This is a genomic window from Peribacillus sp. SRI_006, from assembly GCF_057586375.1.
The window spans coordinates 1-16,095 of record NZ_JBYCZT010000023.1 but is presented as its reverse complement, the minus strand read 5'-3'; the positions used below and the strand labels follow the sequence as shown (position 1 = coordinate 16,095).

The 16,095-nt window shown below is 41.3% G+C and carries 13 protein-coding genes and 1 pseudogene; 2 read left to right on the top strand and 12 right to left on the bottom strand.

Features of this window, described 5'->3' with window-relative positions:
* Positions 1-77 precede the first annotated feature (77 nt).
* The 3 genes from fucP to AC2YHV_RS25095 all read right to left on the bottom strand — a co-directional run bounded on the left by fucP (position 78) and on the right by AC2YHV_RS25095 (position 3,275).
* The gene (gene fucP / locus AC2YHV_RS25105; protein ID WP_137018013.1) at positions 78-1,424 is read right to left on the bottom strand and encodes an L-fucose:H+ symporter permease; all 1,347 of its coding nucleotides are present in this window, start codon (positions 1,422-1,424) and stop codon (positions 78-80) included.
* Between the two features lie 60 nt (positions 1,425-1,484).
* Positions 1,485-2,156, bottom strand: a complete 672-nt coding sequence (gene deoC, locus AC2YHV_RS25100; RefSeq protein WP_268565832.1) for a deoxyribose-phosphate aldolase — start codon at positions 2,154-2,156, stop codon at positions 1,485-1,487.
* Between the two features lie 96 nt (positions 2,157-2,252).
* Complete coding sequence (locus tag AC2YHV_RS25095; protein ID WP_487374403.1) at positions 2,253-3,275, bottom strand: LacI family DNA-binding transcriptional regulator; 1,023 nt, start codon at positions 3,273-3,275, stop codon at positions 2,253-2,255.
* A gap of 422 nt (positions 3,276-3,697) precedes the next feature.
* Between AC2YHV_RS25095 and AC2YHV_RS25090 the strand changes: the two genes are divergently transcribed.
* Positions 3,698-4,462 (top strand): hypothetical protein, encoded by a 765-nt coding sequence (locus tag AC2YHV_RS25090; RefSeq protein WP_487374402.1) that lies wholly within the window; start codon positions 3,698-3,700, stop codon positions 4,460-4,462.
* Positions 4,463-4,557: 95 nt separating this feature from the next.
* Here AC2YHV_RS25090 and AC2YHV_RS25085 read toward each other — a convergent pair whose 3' ends face one another.
* From AC2YHV_RS25085 to AC2YHV_RS25050, 8 genes and pseudogenes are all read right to left on the bottom strand, one after another.
* The gene (locus AC2YHV_RS25085) at positions 4,558-6,162 is read right to left on the bottom strand and encodes a long-chain-fatty-acid--CoA ligase (protein ID WP_487374401.1); all 1,605 of its coding nucleotides are present in this window, start codon (positions 6,160-6,162) and stop codon (positions 4,558-4,560) included.
* Between the two features lie 63 nt (positions 6,163-6,225).
* A complete protein-coding gene (locus tag AC2YHV_RS25080; protein WP_145506131.1) occupies positions 6,226-6,630 on the bottom strand; it encodes a PaaI family thioesterase in 405 nt (134 codons plus the stop codon).
* 86 nt (positions 6,631-6,716) lie between these two features.
* Positions 6,717-7,901, bottom strand: a complete 1,185-nt coding sequence (locus AC2YHV_RS25075; protein ID WP_328118496.1) for a thiolase family protein — start codon at positions 7,899-7,901, stop codon at positions 6,717-6,719.
* Positions 7,902-7,971: 70 nt separating this feature from the next.
* Complete coding sequence (locus AC2YHV_RS25070) at positions 7,972-9,120, bottom strand: acyl-CoA dehydrogenase family protein (RefSeq protein WP_063576639.1); 1,149 nt, start codon at positions 9,118-9,120, stop codon at positions 7,972-7,974.
* A gap of 111 nt (positions 9,121-9,231) precedes the next feature.
* A complete protein-coding gene (locus tag AC2YHV_RS25065) occupies positions 9,232-10,404 on the bottom strand; it encodes a thiolase family protein (RefSeq protein ID WP_063577780.1) in 1,173 nt (390 codons plus the stop codon).
* A gap of 95 nt (positions 10,405-10,499) precedes the next feature.
* Positions 10,500-11,768 (bottom strand): MFS transporter, encoded by a 1,269-nt coding sequence (locus AC2YHV_RS25060; RefSeq protein WP_053534627.1) that lies wholly within the window; start codon positions 11,766-11,768, stop codon positions 10,500-10,502.
* Between the two features lie 84 nt (positions 11,769-11,852).
* Positions 11,853-13,451 carry a long-chain-fatty-acid--CoA ligase gene (locus AC2YHV_RS25055; protein WP_487374400.1) on the bottom strand — a complete coding sequence of 533 codons (1,599 nt, stop codon included), beginning with the start codon at positions 13,449-13,451 and terminating at the stop codon, positions 11,853-11,855.
* A 507-nt stretch (positions 13,452-13,958) separates the two neighbouring features.
* Positions 13,959-14,057: pseudogene (locus AC2YHV_RS25050) on the bottom strand (recombinase family protein); the annotation flags it as partial.
* Between the two features lie 571 nt (positions 14,058-14,628).
* Between AC2YHV_RS25050 and AC2YHV_RS25045 the strand changes: the two are divergent.
* Entirely contained in the window at positions 14,629-14,868 is a 240-nt protein-coding gene (locus AC2YHV_RS25045; RefSeq protein WP_098865472.1) for a hypothetical protein, read from the top strand.
* Positions 14,869-15,147: 279 nt separating this feature from the next.
* Here the strand turns inward: AC2YHV_RS25045 and AC2YHV_RS25040 are convergent, their stop codons facing one another.
* Positions 15,148-15,999 carry a tyrosine-type recombinase/integrase gene (locus tag AC2YHV_RS25040; RefSeq protein ID WP_283930491.1) on the bottom strand — a complete coding sequence of 284 codons (852 nt, stop codon included), beginning with the start codon at positions 15,997-15,999 and terminating at the stop codon, positions 15,148-15,150.
* Between the last annotated feature and the right edge of the window lie 96 nt (positions 16,000-16,095).

Genomic DNA, 16,095 nt, shown 5'->3' with positions numbered 1-16,095 from the left:
CTTTCCATCCCTTTCCTAATTATATCCAAAAAGGACAGCAAAGTTTAACTGTCCTGGTCAGATGACAAATTTCTAAATTAGACTGATTCCACTGGCTTTTCTGAAGGCTGGACCGATGCACTTTGCTTTTTCATTTCACCGAAGAAATAGCAACCGACGTAGATAAAGCATGCCATCGATACAAGAAATGCTAATTGCATGGAACCGAAGAAATCAGATACAAACCCTTGAACTGCAGGGATGACCGCTCCGCCTACAATAGCCATGACAAGGATTGCTCCTGCCGTTTCTGTATATTTCTTCTCTTTTATAACTTCAAGTGTTTCAGCATAAATCGTCGCCCAGCATGGTCCAAACAGCATGCTGACAGCAACTGCAGCGTACACTGCCGTCATGTTTGGAACAAAAGCCACATACGCAAGAAGAGCTGAACCAATGATGGAGTAGCTAACCAATACCTTAGATGGAGAAAAGCGGGTCATCAAGAAATTGGCTATGAACTTACCTACAAAGAAAGCACTAAAGCTATATACCATAAAGGTTGAAGCTGTACGCTCGTTGATGTCAGGATTTAAATCGAGCGCAAGCCGAATGGTAAATGACCAAACCGTTACTTGCATACCGACGTATAAAAATTGTGCAGCAATTCCGTTCCGGAAGCGTTTGTTTCCACCTAAGTATTTCAGTGTTTCTATGATTCCAGGTGTTTTCCCTGTAACTTTGCTGCTATTCACTTCCGGCTTACAGGACGGGAACTTAGTGAAAATAAACAGTACAAGTATACCGATAAGGACAAAAATCATATATCTGTAGGGTTCTAGAGTATTTTCAAGCATTTTCAATCCAAAAGCCTGTGCCTCCGCAGGAGACATAGTCGCCAATTGCGCCTCAAGACTTGCTCCTTTCTGGAAAACAAGGTATTTCCCAAGTAAAATTCCTGAAATCGCACCAATTGGATAAAATGTTTGGCTAATATTCAATCGAAGAATCGCATACTTGCGCGGGCCAATCATGGAACTATATGTATTTGCAGCTGTCTCAAGAAAACCTAAGCCAATTGCGATGGAAAAAATAGCAAATAAAAACATTGTATAGGTAGCCATATGCGAAGCTGGGTAAAACAATGAGCATCCCACAATATAGAAAAGCAAGCCTGTAATTATGGCAAACTTATAATTAGTTTTCTTTATTACCATTGAAGCAGGTATAGCTATCAGAAAATATCCTCCATAAAAAGCACTCTGTACTAAAGCACTCGCAAAATCACTTAACTCAAACACATGTTTGAACTGTGCAATCAAAATATCGTTCAAACTGGCAGCTACCGCCCATAAAGGAAAAAGCAAAGACAACAGGATAAACTGAAAAAAAGGTGTACGATTCAAATAACCATCTGGCAACTGAATTATGTTTTGTTTTTTCATTATCTAACATCCCCTTGTGTCTATAGTTTTTTTAAGCGCTTATGCAATTCTTAATCAGAATCAGTATCCATCCAATACTGCTTCACCTTTCATAATCCTCACGCCCGAGCTTGCACCGACACGAGTAGCGCCAGCCTCAGCCATCGACTTCAAATCTTTTAAATCACGAATTCCCCCGGATGCCTTTACACCAGCCTTATCCTTAACAATCTTATGCATTAATGCAACATCCTCTACTGTTGCTCCCCCTGTTGAGAATCCAGTAGATGTTTTCACAAAATCGGCGCCTGCACGAAGTGAAATTTCGCAAGCAAGAACCTTCTCTTCTTCAGTAAGCAGTGATGTTTCGATGATCACTTTGACAAGTGCCCTTGTTTTAACAGCATCAACCACTGCACAAATGTCAGCTTCAACCTCCTCATATTCGCCTGATTTCAATAAACCAATCGCTATGACCATATCCACTTCTTCGGCGCCATTTTGAATAGCATTCTCTGATTCAATCACTTTTACTGCAGTCGTTGACGCTCCTAGAGGAAAACCAATGACCGTACATACCTTCACATCGCTTCCTTTTAGCTTCTCTGCTGCCGTTTTCACCCAGACTGGGTTTACACAAACGGAAGCAAAGCCATATTCTCTAGCTTCTTCACAAAGATTCACTATCTGTTCTTTTGTTGCCTCAGCCTTTAAAAAGGTATGGTCAATCATTTTTGCAGTACTCATTTTAATCTCTCCTCTTTCTCTAGTTAAAATTAAACGCTTTCAATATATAAAAAGGTATCGGGCGACCAGATGGGTTAAACTCCTAGTCCCCTTTTCATATAATCAGAATGTATGATCCACTGACCGGCAAGAATCCCTGATTTTAAGCTCTGGAGACAATAGATACTCCCGCTTCGGAAGCTCTCCTTTGAAACAAATCCGCTCATGCAAAAGCATAAAGGCAATCTCTCCTATAGCATTCATTGGCCTTGCAACTACACTAAGTTTCGGGCTCAAAAATGTCGCTATATCCACATCATCAAAACCTATAAATGACACCTCGCGGCCAAGCCTCCAGTTTAAATCGGCCAGCGCTTTCATACAGCCGATAGTCATCATATTGTTGGAAGAAAAAATAGCAGTTGGCCTATCATCAAGCTCAAACAGCTTTTCAGTACACCGATAGCCACTTTGCTCTCCGAAATCTCCATTAATGACATATCGTTCATCCAATTCAATGTTATAGTCATCTAGGGCATGTTTATAACCCAAGAACCGTTCTAGCCCAGGGGTCGTGTTCTGTGGACCGCATATAATCGCTATCTTTTCATGCCCCTGAAGAATCAATTGCTGGACAGCCTGATAGGCCCCCTTCTTGTTATCAACAAGAACAGTATCCACTTCAAATTTTTTGATGCTTCGATCAACTGCTACTACAGGAATTTCCTGTTCTTCAAGCAGTTTTAGGTGCTCACCATCTTCATTGGCCGTAGTGATAATCACACCATCCACACCTCGCTCAATAAAATTTCTCACAATCTCTTCCTCGATTTTTGGGGATTCATTTGTACTGCTTAAAATAGTAAAGTATTCTTTTTCACGAGCTTTTTGTTCAATCCCTGCCATAACAAGCGGAAAGAACGGGTTCATAATATCAGGTACAATGACCCCGATTGTATTCGTTTCTTTTCGCTTCATTGTCCTTGCTGCAGCACTGCGAATATAGCCCAGTTCCTCAATGGCCTTTAGAATACGCTCTTCCGTTACTTTCCGAACGCCTCCTTGGTTATTAATGACCCGGGATACAGTTGCAATAGAAACGTTTGCAAGGTTTGCAACATCCTGAATATTTGGCTTTGACTCCATCTTTTAACACCTCAAAATGTAAACGTTTAGATTTTTTTAAAAAAATGTGTATAAAACAAGTAAAAATCAAAGAATTAATTACATTTAAAATGTAAACGTTTAGATTATTCTTGAAATTAGATTACCAGGTTGTTTGTGTAATAGCAAGTTTTTTTGTATGCGGTTACATGGAATTTTAGTCACTTGGATGATTTACTTTCACGTCTTTTTTACCTTTTCTAGGTTACTTCCTTTTTCCGCTTAGCCCCTTAACTTTCATTCTTTTTTTTATTGTTATAATGGGTTAAGTTAATTCGCACAAGATGGACCTTCAGGCACTCCCCTTTCCTTCTTTTGCAAAAAAAATGGTATATTATTCTTTGACATCAATGGTTTAAGACAAGGAGTGATGAAGTATTCGTAAAAGTTGGATCATTTCAGCAATGGTTGGATTATTGCTTATTTGTTTAAGTGTGATTGCCTTAAATTATTTCAAGAGCGATAAAACTGAAAAAGGGGAAAATGCGGAAGCCAAGGAATCCAAAATTCCTGAGGTTGATGAATATGGCGGGATCCATCTTGAAAAAGTCGGGGATAAGGTTCGCCAAAAAAATTGGGGAACCTTCAGATTACTAGAAACGAAGTCTATTAATGAGGCTTTTGAATTGGCACCGATGGTCATCACAGTCAAGGATATCCGCAGGATTCAAGTATCTTCACTCACAGATGAAGCAAAAGAGGAACTCAAGTCCTATACGGGATTGAGTTTTGAAGAGGCCTATTCGATATATTATAAAGAGAATTTATCCATGGAGGAAATCGATCAACGGGCGGCGTTGTCTAAAACGGATATCGATGAAGAGGTTTCTTATCTAGAGATAACTTATTCTGTTGAAAATAAAGATTCGAAGGAACTTCAGTTCTTCAGCATGGAAAATGTTACTTTCAATGATAATCTTACATATGATGTGCCTTCTAAAAATTTCATCCATTCCGGGGATACTTTTATGGGGACAAAAAAAGTAAGTCGATCAGATTACCAACCAGGAGAATTGAGAAAAGGCACAATTGGTTTATTGGTTGATCCAGAGGCAAAATTAGATCGGCTCGATTCCTTTTCATTCACTACCGATGATATAGCGGATGGTGAGTCTCATGAATTATTGGTGGATGGGACTTCATTTGAAATTCCCCTAAAAGGAAAGTAGATTTATCGTCTATAAACCCTAAATAAGGGGAACCTCGAATAAAGGTTTCCCTTATTTAGGGTTTCATCTGAGCTCCCTTACGATAACCGCTATGCTTATCTCCCTCCGGCAGTAGGGCTCTGTGCTTCCTCCATTAAAATTCTGCGCAATATTTTCCCGACAGCTGATTTTGGCAATTGCTCCCTGAACTCAAAACTTCGCGGCACTTTATATCTGGCAAGTCGCTGCACGCAAAACTCCCTGATTTCCTGCTCCGTGACTGACTTGCCTTTCTTTAAAACTATGGCCGCTTTTACCGTTTCCCCACGGTATGAATCCGGTACTCCATATACACATGTCTCTTTCACGGCTGGATGCTGATAAATAATATCTTCGACTTCGATTGGATATACATTATAACCGCTTGCAATGATCATATCTTTCTTCCTGCCTACGATATAGAAATATCCCTCTTCATCCATCGTCGCGATATCCCCAGTGTAAAGCCATCCATCCCGCAAAGCTGTTGCGGTTTCCTCTGGATTTTCCCAATATCCCTTCATTACTTGCGGACCTTTAATGATCAGTTCGCCTCTTTCTCCTGCTTGCAATTCATCAACGCCTGTTTTCAAATCGACGATTTTAGCATCGGTATTTGGATATGGAATTCCGATACTTCCTTGTTTTTGCTGTCCTATGACTGGATTACGGTGTGTAGTGGGGGAAGTTTCCGACATCCCGAATCCTTCCAATATTGTAATCCGTAATTTTTTTTCGAACTGTTGAATGATTTCTATCGGGAGCGGCGCAGAACCACAGCTGCAGTACTTAAAGCAGCATAAATCGTCCGCCGTCAAATCCGGGTGATTCAATAAAGCAATATACATGGTCGGGACACCAGGAAAAATGGTTGGCCGATGTGTTCGAATCAAATCTACCACCTTATTTATTTCAAATTTCTCTAATGTGATATATGTTGATCCGGCATATATGGCACTATTCAATCGTCCATTACCAAAGACATGGAATAATGGGGTCAATCCAAGCATCCGTTCGCCAGGACTTTGGAGTTGAAGGGCATTAGCCGTGAAAGCAAAATCTTGAAATACATTCGAGATCAAATTAAAATGCGTGAGCATGACCCCTTTTGATTTCCCTGTAGTTCCCCCTGTATATTGAAGAACAGCCACAGCTTCCTTTGGGTCGATGTCAAGAACAGGAAGTTCCTTATCTTTCCTTGATAAATCCGTTCCAGTTTCCATTAATTGCTCGGCAGATATGAACGTTAACCTTTCAGAAAAACTTGTTAGGGCTAATATTTCCCGTTGTACCTCCCGCCCAATGAACCAATTGGCTCCGGAATCCCGTATTATATAGTCCAATTCACTCGACTTATACAGTGGGTTCACTTGAACGACCATACCTCCCAAACGATGGGTGGCATAATAGGCAATGATATATTCTAGACAATTTGGCAGCATGATTGCTATACGATCGTCTTTTTGAAATCCACGGTTGTCTAAATTCACAGCAAAACGATCTGCGGCATCCTTTAATTCCATATATGTCATTTCCCGATCCCCATCTATTACGGCCTTGCAGGTTGGGTAAAGTCGGGCTGAACGTTCAAGGAGTCCATATAAGGACAATACTGGAATGTCAATTTCTGCTGGGGTATCTTTCGGATAAAATCGATGCCAAGTTCTAGTCAATTTTTTCACACCTCATTTTTTACTATTAAAATGGAGCATAGTCACTTGTCAGCCAATTTGATCATCCTTGCCTCATTTATCGCGAATGATTTTAAAAATCCCTGTGCCCTTAGCAATGATGTTGCCTTCAGCATCTTTTATTTCTCCCTCAGTAAAGGCAATTTTGTATCCTTTTTGCAGGACTTTTGCTTCCGCAAAGAGTTCCCCGCTTGATATGCTGGCTAAATAATGTACTGTTAAACTTGTCGTCACGACTTTAGATTTGGTAACGGAACGAGTCACCATTCCTAGGATGGTATCCAGCATGGTGGCATGAATGCCCCCGTGCAGTGTTCCATTGACATTAAGTAAATGTTCTTCAATGTTTAGCTTTATCGTTACATTTCCTTCTTCAAACCGAATGATTTCAAACCCAATATGCGAAAAGAAAGCACTACTTTCGAATTGATTCCGAATATCCCCCACTTCAACAGGCAATCTTCCTCCCCCTCACTTATATGCGATTCAAATTATATACGGAAAGGAGCAGAAACGTATGGGGTTTCCGCTCCTTTATCGTTAGACTATATCGTTTCAATCATGATCGCCATTCCCTGGCCGCCGCCTACACAAAGTGTAGCAACTCCATATTTTTCTTTCCTGCGAATCAGTTCATGTATTAGCGTTGTCACGATCCTTGCGCCCGTCGATCCGACTGGGTGCCCAAGTGCAATGGCGCCTCCGTTTACATTCACCTTGTTTTCATCTAGCGATAAATCCCTGATTACTGCCAATGCCTGTGAAGCGAACGCTTCATTTAATTCGAAAAGTCCAATTTCTTCAACTTTTTTCCCAGTGCGCTCCATAAGTTTTCCAACGGCTGGTACTGGACCAATTCCCATCACTTCAGGAGAAACTCCGGCAGTCGCCCAATCGACGATCTTTGCGATCGGCTGTACTTGCAACCGTTCCGCTTCACTGGCCTTCATTAACACCAATGCAGTCGCCCCGTCATTACGACCACAAGCATTACCGGCAGTGACGGTTCCGTTTTCCCTGAATGCCGGTTTTAAGCTTGCAAGCTTTTCCATTGTGGTGTCAGGGCGTGGATATTCATCCGTTTCAATGATAACCGTACTCTTCCTGTCAGAGACCTGGACAGGAACGATTTCATCTTTGAACCTTCCTTCTTCCATAGCTTGCGCCGCTTTTCGTTGACTTTCCACTGAAAAGGCATCTTGTTCTTCCCTGGAAATGTTGTATCGCTGTGCGACATTTTCAGCGGTGATTCCCATCCCCAAACTTTTCCCATAAATTTCTTGAGGCTGCTGCCCAGCTTCAGTATTAGAATCAACTAGTTGGGTCCTGTCTCCCCCAAAACGGGCACTTCTTAAATAAAGCGGTGCCCGGCTCATGCTTTCCGTACCCCCGGCAACGACTATATTTGCTTGACCTGAGCTTATCTGCTGTGCTGCTGAGGTGATGGCTTGCATTCCAGATGCACATAACCGGTTTACCGTAAAAGCCGGTGCAGAATCGGGAATCCCTGATCGCAATGCTGCCACCCTCGCGACATTCGAGGATTCGGTCGTTTGCCTTACCTCCCCGAAAATGACTTCATCCACTTGTTCCGCTGCAATATTTGCCCGCTTGATCGCTTCTTTAATGGCAATGCTAGCCAAATGACCGGAACTAATCTCTTTAAATGCTCCACCGTACCTACCAATTGGTGTTCGTACAGCACTCACGATTACGATATCTTCTCCCATTTCGTTCCTCCCCCTTGAAATTCCGGATACTTGGGCAAAAGACTACCTGCCCGAATAAAACAGTAAACATTCAGCACTCTTCCAAGACATTTCTTGCAATGATTAAACGTTGGATTTCATTCGTTCCTTCATAGATCTTCGTTATGCGGGCATCCCGATAAAAACGTTCTACTGGATATTCAGCCATATATCCCATCCCGCCATGAATTTGTACCGCTTTATCCGCCACCCGATTAAAAACGTCTGAAGCGAACAGTTTGGCCATTGAAGCTTCCTTGATCACTTTTTTTCCTTCATCAATCTTTTGTGCCGCCATCATCGTCAATGCTCTTGCGGCTTCCGTTTCGGTTGCCATATCAGCAAGCATCCATTGAATCGCTTGGTTGTCAGCGATCGGTTTACCGAATTGGATTCGCTCTTTGGCATATTTGGCTGATAATTCAATTAATTTCCCACTTGACCCCACTGCTCTTGCAGCCAATCCTACTCGCCCTTCACCTAAAATTTTAAGTGCAGAAATATATCCCATTCCAACTTCGCCGATTACATTTTCTTCAGGTATGATACAATCTTCAAAAATGACCTGTGAGGTATATGATCCTCTTAATCCCATTTTTTTGTCCTTTTTGCCGACAGTCAAACCAGGAAAGTCTCTTTCCACTAAAAAAGCGGTTATCCCTCCCTTTGCCCCTTTATCCTTATCCGTTAAAGCGAATACGGTATAAACATCAGCTATCGGCCCATTCGTGATGAAATGTTTCGTCCCGTTCATCACCCAGTAATCACCCTTCTTTTCTGCACTCGTTGCCAAATTGGTTGCATCCGATCCCGCTCCGGGTTCAGATAAAGCAAAGGCGCCAATTTTCGTGCCTGCTGCCATTTCAGGCAAGTATTTATTTTTCAAATGCTCGGATGCCAGCTTAACCAGACCTGTACTGCCAATCCCGGTGTGAGCGCTTATTAATGAAACGAAACCATTATGGGTCCTTCCTAACTGCTCTAAAACGGTGGCCTTTCCCACCGCATTTAAGCCAATTCCACCGTATTGTTCGGGAATGCTTATCCCGAATAAGCCAAGGTCTTTCGCTTTTTCCACCAAATGCTCTGGGATGGCATCTTCTTCTTCAATTTGTATGGCGAAGGGCTCCACTTCCCTTTCAACAAAATTACGGATCATTTCCTTCATTTGCTGCATTTCCTTGGTTAAAGTGATTGTCATGAGTTTATTCCTCCTTAGTTCTGTTCATGTATAGTAGCCATCGACAAGTAGGGCATTTAGGTCTGAATGCTGTGCTAAATTGATTGTTTTTTTGTAAACACACATATAAAATCAGCCTTCACGTTCAATTATCGTAGCAATTCCCTGTCCGCCTCCAATGCAAGCTGTAATAAGGGCGAACCTTCCGGCAGAACGCTTCAATTCATGAACCGCTTTCGTAATGAGGATGGCACCCGTCGCACCAAGTGGGTGTCCATGTGCAATGGCTCCCCCGTTCACATTCACTTTTGCTAGATTCATATCAAGCTCCCGATTACAAGCAATGACTTGAGCGGCGAATGCTTCATTAAACTCAATGATGTCCATTTCATTTAAGGAAAGTCCTGATTTCTCCATTACCTTTCTTATAGCGGGAACAGGTCCTATTCCCATATAATTTGGATCTACCCCTGCAACTGCCTGTGCCCTGATCGTCGCTAAAGGCTTAATCCCCAATTCCACCGCTTTTTCCCTCGACATGATGACCAATGCTGATGCGGCATCATTCAATCCCGAACTATTGCCTGCAGTCACGGACCCGCCTTCCAGAAATGCAGGCGATAATTTGGCTAGCCCTTCTTTCGTTATTTGCGGTCGAGGATGTTCATCCAATTTAAATTCGATATCATCACCTTTTCTGACGGGAATGTGGATAGGCACAATTTGTTCATTGAACCGGCCCTCTTCCACGGCTCTGGCCATATTTTTTTGGCTTTGTAGAGCAAAGGCATCTTGTTCTTCCCTGCTGACCTCATATTTTCCCGCTAAGTTTTCAGCCGTGATTCCCATCGGGGGATCGCCAATCTCTTTAGGGGACAACCTGGACTTTCTGAACTGCGGCGGCTTTGCACTGTATGGTTTTTCCGGTCGGTCCATCAAGTATGGCGCCCTGCTCATGCTCTCGACCCCACCGGCGATATAGACATCGCCTTCGCCAGCCCTGATCGCTTGTGCAGCCAAGTTGACAGCATTTATTCCCGAGCCGCATTGTCGGTCGACAGTCAGACCCGGAAGATGAATAGAGAGGCCTGTTTCCAGTGCAGTTAACCTGGCAATGTTTCCACCCCCGCTTAACACATTCCCCATGATTACATCATCTACCATACGAGGTTCTAGATTCGCTCGTTTCAAGGCTTCTTTCATCACTTCTGCTCCAAATACGTGGGCAGGAACAGATGCAAGTGCACCTCCCTGTTTTCCAATTGCTGTTCGAACTGCAGAAACTATGACGGCTTCTCTATTCATGTCCAATCCGCTCCTTTTCCTTTTATTCACGCCATTATTTGAAGGCATTCCTTCTCTTCACTAGTTTCATTGAATGTAAGCAGGTTCGACCCTGCTTATGAGGACTTAAGGTCAAAGTTATCCGAACTTTTATTTTTAAGTTTCCCGGCCGGTTTAACGAATATCGCAAACAGGATGCCAAAAGCCAGGACAAGGATCGCCATGAACAATATCGATAGGTTATAACCCAATAGTTGATTTCCTCCAGCTAGACTTATGATATAGCCAGTTAATAGAGGTGCAATAATGCCCGCTAGATTTCCTGATGATGTTAAGATGCTTGTCATCAATCCTCCCCGCTCCTGCATTTCATTGATCATGATTGTTGGTCCAATTGGTAAAATGGCGTATGTAAGACCCTTTGCTAAACACATGGCGACTATCACCCAGATTGGATTTTGAAATATCATGATTGAGGAAAAGAACAATGCACCAAGAATCATGGCGCCCGCAACGACAAATACCCTTGATGATCGCCAATTCTGATTCTTCTTGAATAAATGATCGGACGCCATCGAAACACCCATATAAATACATACGGAAACGACTCCGATTATCGCAACGCTGGTTCCCATTTGACCTGGAGTCATTTTTACGGCTTCCACTAAATAAATCGGGAGCCAAACGGAAAACCAAACTACTAAAATATACGTTGAAAAATAAGCGAGCGTAGTAAACAAAGCAGTTGGTGAGGCCAGTAGCAGCAAAAAGTCTTTCACTTTTATTTTTTCCAGTTTTTGTTTCTTTTTCTTTTGGACGTTTTCGTATACTTCAACTGGATTTTCCTTTGTTAAAAATTGAAAGAGGAAGAACCAAACAAGGCTTGCTGCACCAAGGGCGGCAAAGGCAACCTTCCAGCCGAATATCGTAATTAAGGATACGAGGATCGGTGCCACGATCATCGCGCCAACGGTCCCTCCGCCAACAACAACCGAATTGGCAAAACCTTTCAGCTTCGGCGGAAACCACTTATCGGCATGACTGTAAGCAATTGGGCTATAAGGCCCTTCGAATGCGCCAAGTAAAATCCTGTATAGAATTAATAATGGAAGAGCGGTGATGGCTAAAACGCCGAATTGCAAAACGGTCCATGTCAGCATGATGAACCCCAGCACTTTTTTAGCCCCCAGCCGATCAGCCCATGCTGCCCCAAAAATCCCTGTTACTGGGTAAAGCCAATAATAACTGCTTCCAACAAGGCCCCACTCTGCATAGGTAAGATTGAATTCCTTCATGATGGGAACAGCTGCGAGGCCCACGATCGATTTATCTGCAAAATTGATGACGGCTCCAAAGAATAATAGAATGAGAACAACCCAACGCATATGAATCCCTCCTCTTTTGTTTACAATGGCTTACCAACCAACGTAAGGTTCAACTTAGATGGTTGAAATCACACTCCCCCACTTTCAACCCTTTTCTAATTCCTCCTTAACTAACAATCTTTTTAATAGTTTACCCACTGTATTACGCGGAAGTTCTTTTCTTAATTCAAATACTTTTGGTACTTTATACGGCGTCAATTGGGAATAGCAATATCCTTCTATTTCTTCAAGATCCACGGAAGCGCTTTCTTTAGGTACGATGAATGCTTTCACTATTTCTCCTTTTTCTTTATGTGGGATGCCGACCACAGCTGCCTCTTTAATGGCCGGATGTTCGTACAGAACCCCTTCTACCTCCTGCGGGTAAATATTGAATCCGCCGACGATGATCATTTCTTTTTTCCTGCCGACGATATAGAAATATCCTTCGTCATCCATCACAGCAAGATCGCCAGTATATAGCCAATCATTCTGTAAGGCCTTTTTGGTTTCGGCTTCGTTATTCCAATAACCCTTCATGATTTGCGGGCCTTTTATGAGCAACTCCCCGACGCATGTGTTAGGCACTTCATTATTTTCATCGTCAATGATCATACAGTCCGTGCCTGGAAAAGGGATGCCAATGCTTCCTATTTTCCTTTTTCCGAAAGGCGGATTACGATGAGTGGAAGGTGAAGCCTCAGACAAACCGAAACCCTCTCCGATTTTGGCACCGGTCAGCCCCTCAAATCGCTTTATTACTTCAACCGGCAGGGGCGCCGATCCACAAGAACAACTTTTTAAACAATCCAGTCCATAGTTTTCAATTCCTGGATGATTGACGAAAGCGTTATACATCTTTGGAACTCCCGGAAAGAAAGTCGGACGGTACTTTTTTATTTTTGCAAGTACATCTTCAAGTTCGAATTTAGGAAATAAGAGGATGGCAGCTCCAATATAGATACCTAGATTCATTGCACTCGTCATGGCATAAACATGGTAAAGAGGCGTAGCTGCCAAAACGATTTCTTCGCCAGGTTTCAGGGAATCACCATACATTTCAAAGCTCTGCACAACATTTGAAGTTAAATTATGGTGAGTAAGCATGACACCCTTCATCTTCCCAGTGGTGCCGCCAGTATATTGGATGACTGCCGTATCTTCATGCGGGATTATCACTACGGGCTTCTTAATCGCATCCCCTGTTTCAATCATCGTTTTAAGGGAATAGGAGCCATTTTGATCATTTTCCGTATCAATGCATACATCAAATTCATATATCGCCTTCGTTTCTTCGATTGTATTTGCGGCCGTTTGGTCAAATACAATAATCTTGGTATCCGAGTCTATTAATATTTGCAATAGTTCCCGCGGTTTATACATGGGATTAATTTGTACAACCAACAGACCCAGTGCCTGGGCAGCATAATAACTGATTATGAAATAAGGGTGGTTGGCCATCATCAGTCCAATCCGTTCACCTTTAACAAAGCCCATTTCTCTCCATTTACCTGCAAGTTTGTCTACCTGCATTTTTAGATTCTTATAATCCATGGACTGGTCTTCATAAATGATGGCTGTATGGTGTGGAAACTTACTCACTGTTATATCAAGCAGTGAATAGACGGATATATCCGGTAGCTTCATAGATTTCATTCTTTCAACATACCATTGCTCCCATGGTTTATTTATTGTTTTTCGCACCATTTATCCCTCCGCACATAAACGAATTTCATATCGTGCATGTTTGATTTATAACTATTATTATGCAACTAGCATGCCAAGACCCATTTTAATGTAAAATCGCTTATTATTAACATCAGTCAATTCATTAATGAATTTTATTCGCAAATAACGCCTTTCTATAGGGGATTCATCAAAATGCCCATAATTCATTTTTGAATTTAATCAAACTCAGCTCTTTACTAACGATATTGAAAAGGTGACTTTTACCATATTATAGATTATACCTACTCACAAATCGTGTTATAGACTTTGGGGATTATAAAATTGAAAAGCCCATCCAGCTGAGGAAGGGCTTTTCGAATTTATTGACCTACGGTTAAATAAAAAATCTATAGCTCCCTTTCCATTCCTGGATTTTTAGATTTTGCGCGTTCGTAGACTGATTTTGCCACCGCTGAATCCAAGAATCATCAAAGCCACACAACTGGTTCAATCGATCGGACCATCCTGTAAAGATCTAGATATACGTTCTTTAAGAACATTATCCAACATGGCCTGAAGTTGTCGTCCTTCATTTTGATCTTTGCTACTCACTCTTATGTATCCAAATTTACGGACATCCATTTTTTTACTCCTTCATCTATTTTTCTCTCTCTTATTCTATCAAAAGCGTTCGTAAATGTTTTTCTAACTTTTACGAACGGGTGTAACAATGCTATACAGACCATTTCGGAAATTTTTTAGCTTTAAACGGCGCTCAACCATTTTTGTGAAATACAATATTTTCTTTTTTTGATATTATTAAAATAATAAATCTGCTGATTTTGTTAATTTTAGCCCCTTCATCCTATCAGCCTGTCATCCTTTTATCATACCAAGAGGTTTTTGCTCGAATTTCCAAATGAAATTCTTGACAATGTAAGCGCTTTCTTATATGATAATAATAGGTTGGATGGCATGCGTGGCCGTCATAGTATCTGGCGTAGGTGGGGCCAATACCCGGAACAGTACATAGAAAGAATAGCTTCTTCCAAATAGGAAACAGTGATTCATCAATCATATTATTCAAATACAAAAAAAACTCTGTATTCGGTCAAATTCAGGGTTTCCCTAGCTTAAAAGCTCCCCTTTAAATCCCTTATGTTTTTATTACAAATATGTATGCTAGTTTTATTGTAAAATGAGGAGGTACTTTATGAAGATCAAAAAAAGTTCCCTTTACGATGAATTACCGTTAGAATTATTGGCAGGATTTTATTATGAAATAAATAAGAACATTGAAAATGGAATCTTGTCTGGTGCTATGCAGCATGAAATTAGATTAATTGAACAAACAGCATTAAAAAGGAGTATCTCACTTGAATACCTACATGACAGGGGTGCTTGTATAATTGAAGCCGAGAAACTACTAAGAGAAACTACCCTGCAACCCTAAATTGTAGAATAAGAAGTCCAATGATGTTTTCTAGTCTACCCTAGGTAAAGAATAAATTCCTTCTAATTAACCCTCTTGGCTACCAAAGGGTTGTTTTGGGTGGCATTCACCAAAAGAGATCTTCTCCTTAAAAATTCCTAGTCATTTTAATCTGTCCTTTAAAAGGCCTACAACTATAAAAGAAATGCTATTTTTAAATCATCAGCATTAAATTCCCCGTGCTATTGGAACTTATATAATGAAGGAAAACTTCTAGTATATCGTTAAGTATTCCCAATCCTACAAATTATCAAAAGTATTTTCAATGGCTGATTCCAATTCTTCTTTTCCTTCTCCTATATAACGTTTGGTCATGTTCAAATCTTTGTGCCCCATCAATTTTGAAACGGTTTGAAGGTCTATCCCCTTATCGATTAATGTTTGGCAAAACGTATTCCGCAGCCTATGGGGAGTCGTATTATATTTAGTCAACATATATTGCACGGACCTTGGCGTTATGCGTTGATTCACACTGGATATGAAGATGGCTTCCGTTTCCATATTTAAAAATTCCTTGTATGCCTTGATCTTTTCACTAGCAGTCATGGAGAGTGGAATCTTCCTGTCTATATCACCTTTTGAATCCCGAATGAGGATATATTGCCTTTCTCCCTCTTTTTGAATGTCACTATGGTTCAAATCACAAAGTTCGGACACCCGGATACCCGTATGAATCATTGTGTAGACAATAGCAATATTCCTGAAATGCCCAGAGGCCTCGATTTCTTTTAGGAGAGCAGCTTGCTCAAGCATGTTCAGGGCTTTTGGCGGATCTTCTTTCTTTTCCTTTGCTTTACGATCGATGTTGAGGACGATTTCGGGTTTATCAAGGAACCTTGAAAACATGGTAATGGCTGAAAAATGTTTTTCAATCGTTCCTCCACTCTTGTTTGACTGTTCCATATCGTCTAAATAGGTTTGGACGTGGAATTTTTCAATCTCTTCCGCCTCATCTTTAAACCATTGAAGAAACTGGGAGATGACTCCCACATAGGTTTTAATCGTACCATCGGATTTATTTTGACCCATTAACCATTTCGCAAAAGAATGAAGAATTTGTTTATTGTCCAGGATTTCTTCTTTACTGGTCATTCGAGAAGCCCCCTACCAAAATCATGCTATTAATAAGCCTTTCCAACGAATTGTGGAATTTATACAAAAAAACCTTAGGATAATCCTAAGGTTTAG

Coding starts and splice junctions, on each gene's coding strand:
- fucP (WP_137018013.1), bottom strand. CDS start 1,424: ATGAAAAAACAAAACATAATTCAGTTGCCAGATGGTTATTTGAATCGT.
- AC2YHV_RS25095 (WP_487374403.1), bottom strand. CDS start 3,275: ATGGAGTCAAAGCCAAATATTCAGGATGTTGCAAACCTTGCAAACGTT.
- AC2YHV_RS25090 (WP_487374402.1), top strand. CDS start 3,698: ATGGTTGGATTATTGCTTATTTGTTTAAGTGTGATTGCCTTAAATTAT.
- AC2YHV_RS25075 (WP_328118496.1), bottom strand. CDS start 7,901: ATGGGAGAAGATATCGTAATCGTGAGTGCTGTACGAACACCAATTGGT.
- AC2YHV_RS25070 (WP_063576639.1), bottom strand. CDS start 9,120: ATGACAATCACTTTAACCAAGGAAATGCAGCAAATGAAGGAAATGATC.
- AC2YHV_RS25065 (WP_063577780.1), bottom strand. CDS start 10,404: ATGAATAGAGAAGCCGTCATAGTTTCTGCAGTTCGAACAGCAATTGGA.
- AC2YHV_RS25060 (WP_053534627.1), bottom strand. CDS start 11,768: ATGCGTTGGGTTGTTCTCATTCTATTATTCTTTGGAGCCGTCATCAAT.
- AC2YHV_RS25045 (WP_098865472.1), top strand. CDS start 14,629: ATGAAGATCAAAAAAAGTTCCCTTTACGATGAATTACCGTTAGAATTA.
- AC2YHV_RS25040 (WP_283930491.1), bottom strand. CDS start 15,999: ATGACCAGTAAAGAAGAAATCCTGGACAATAAACAAATTCTTCATTCT.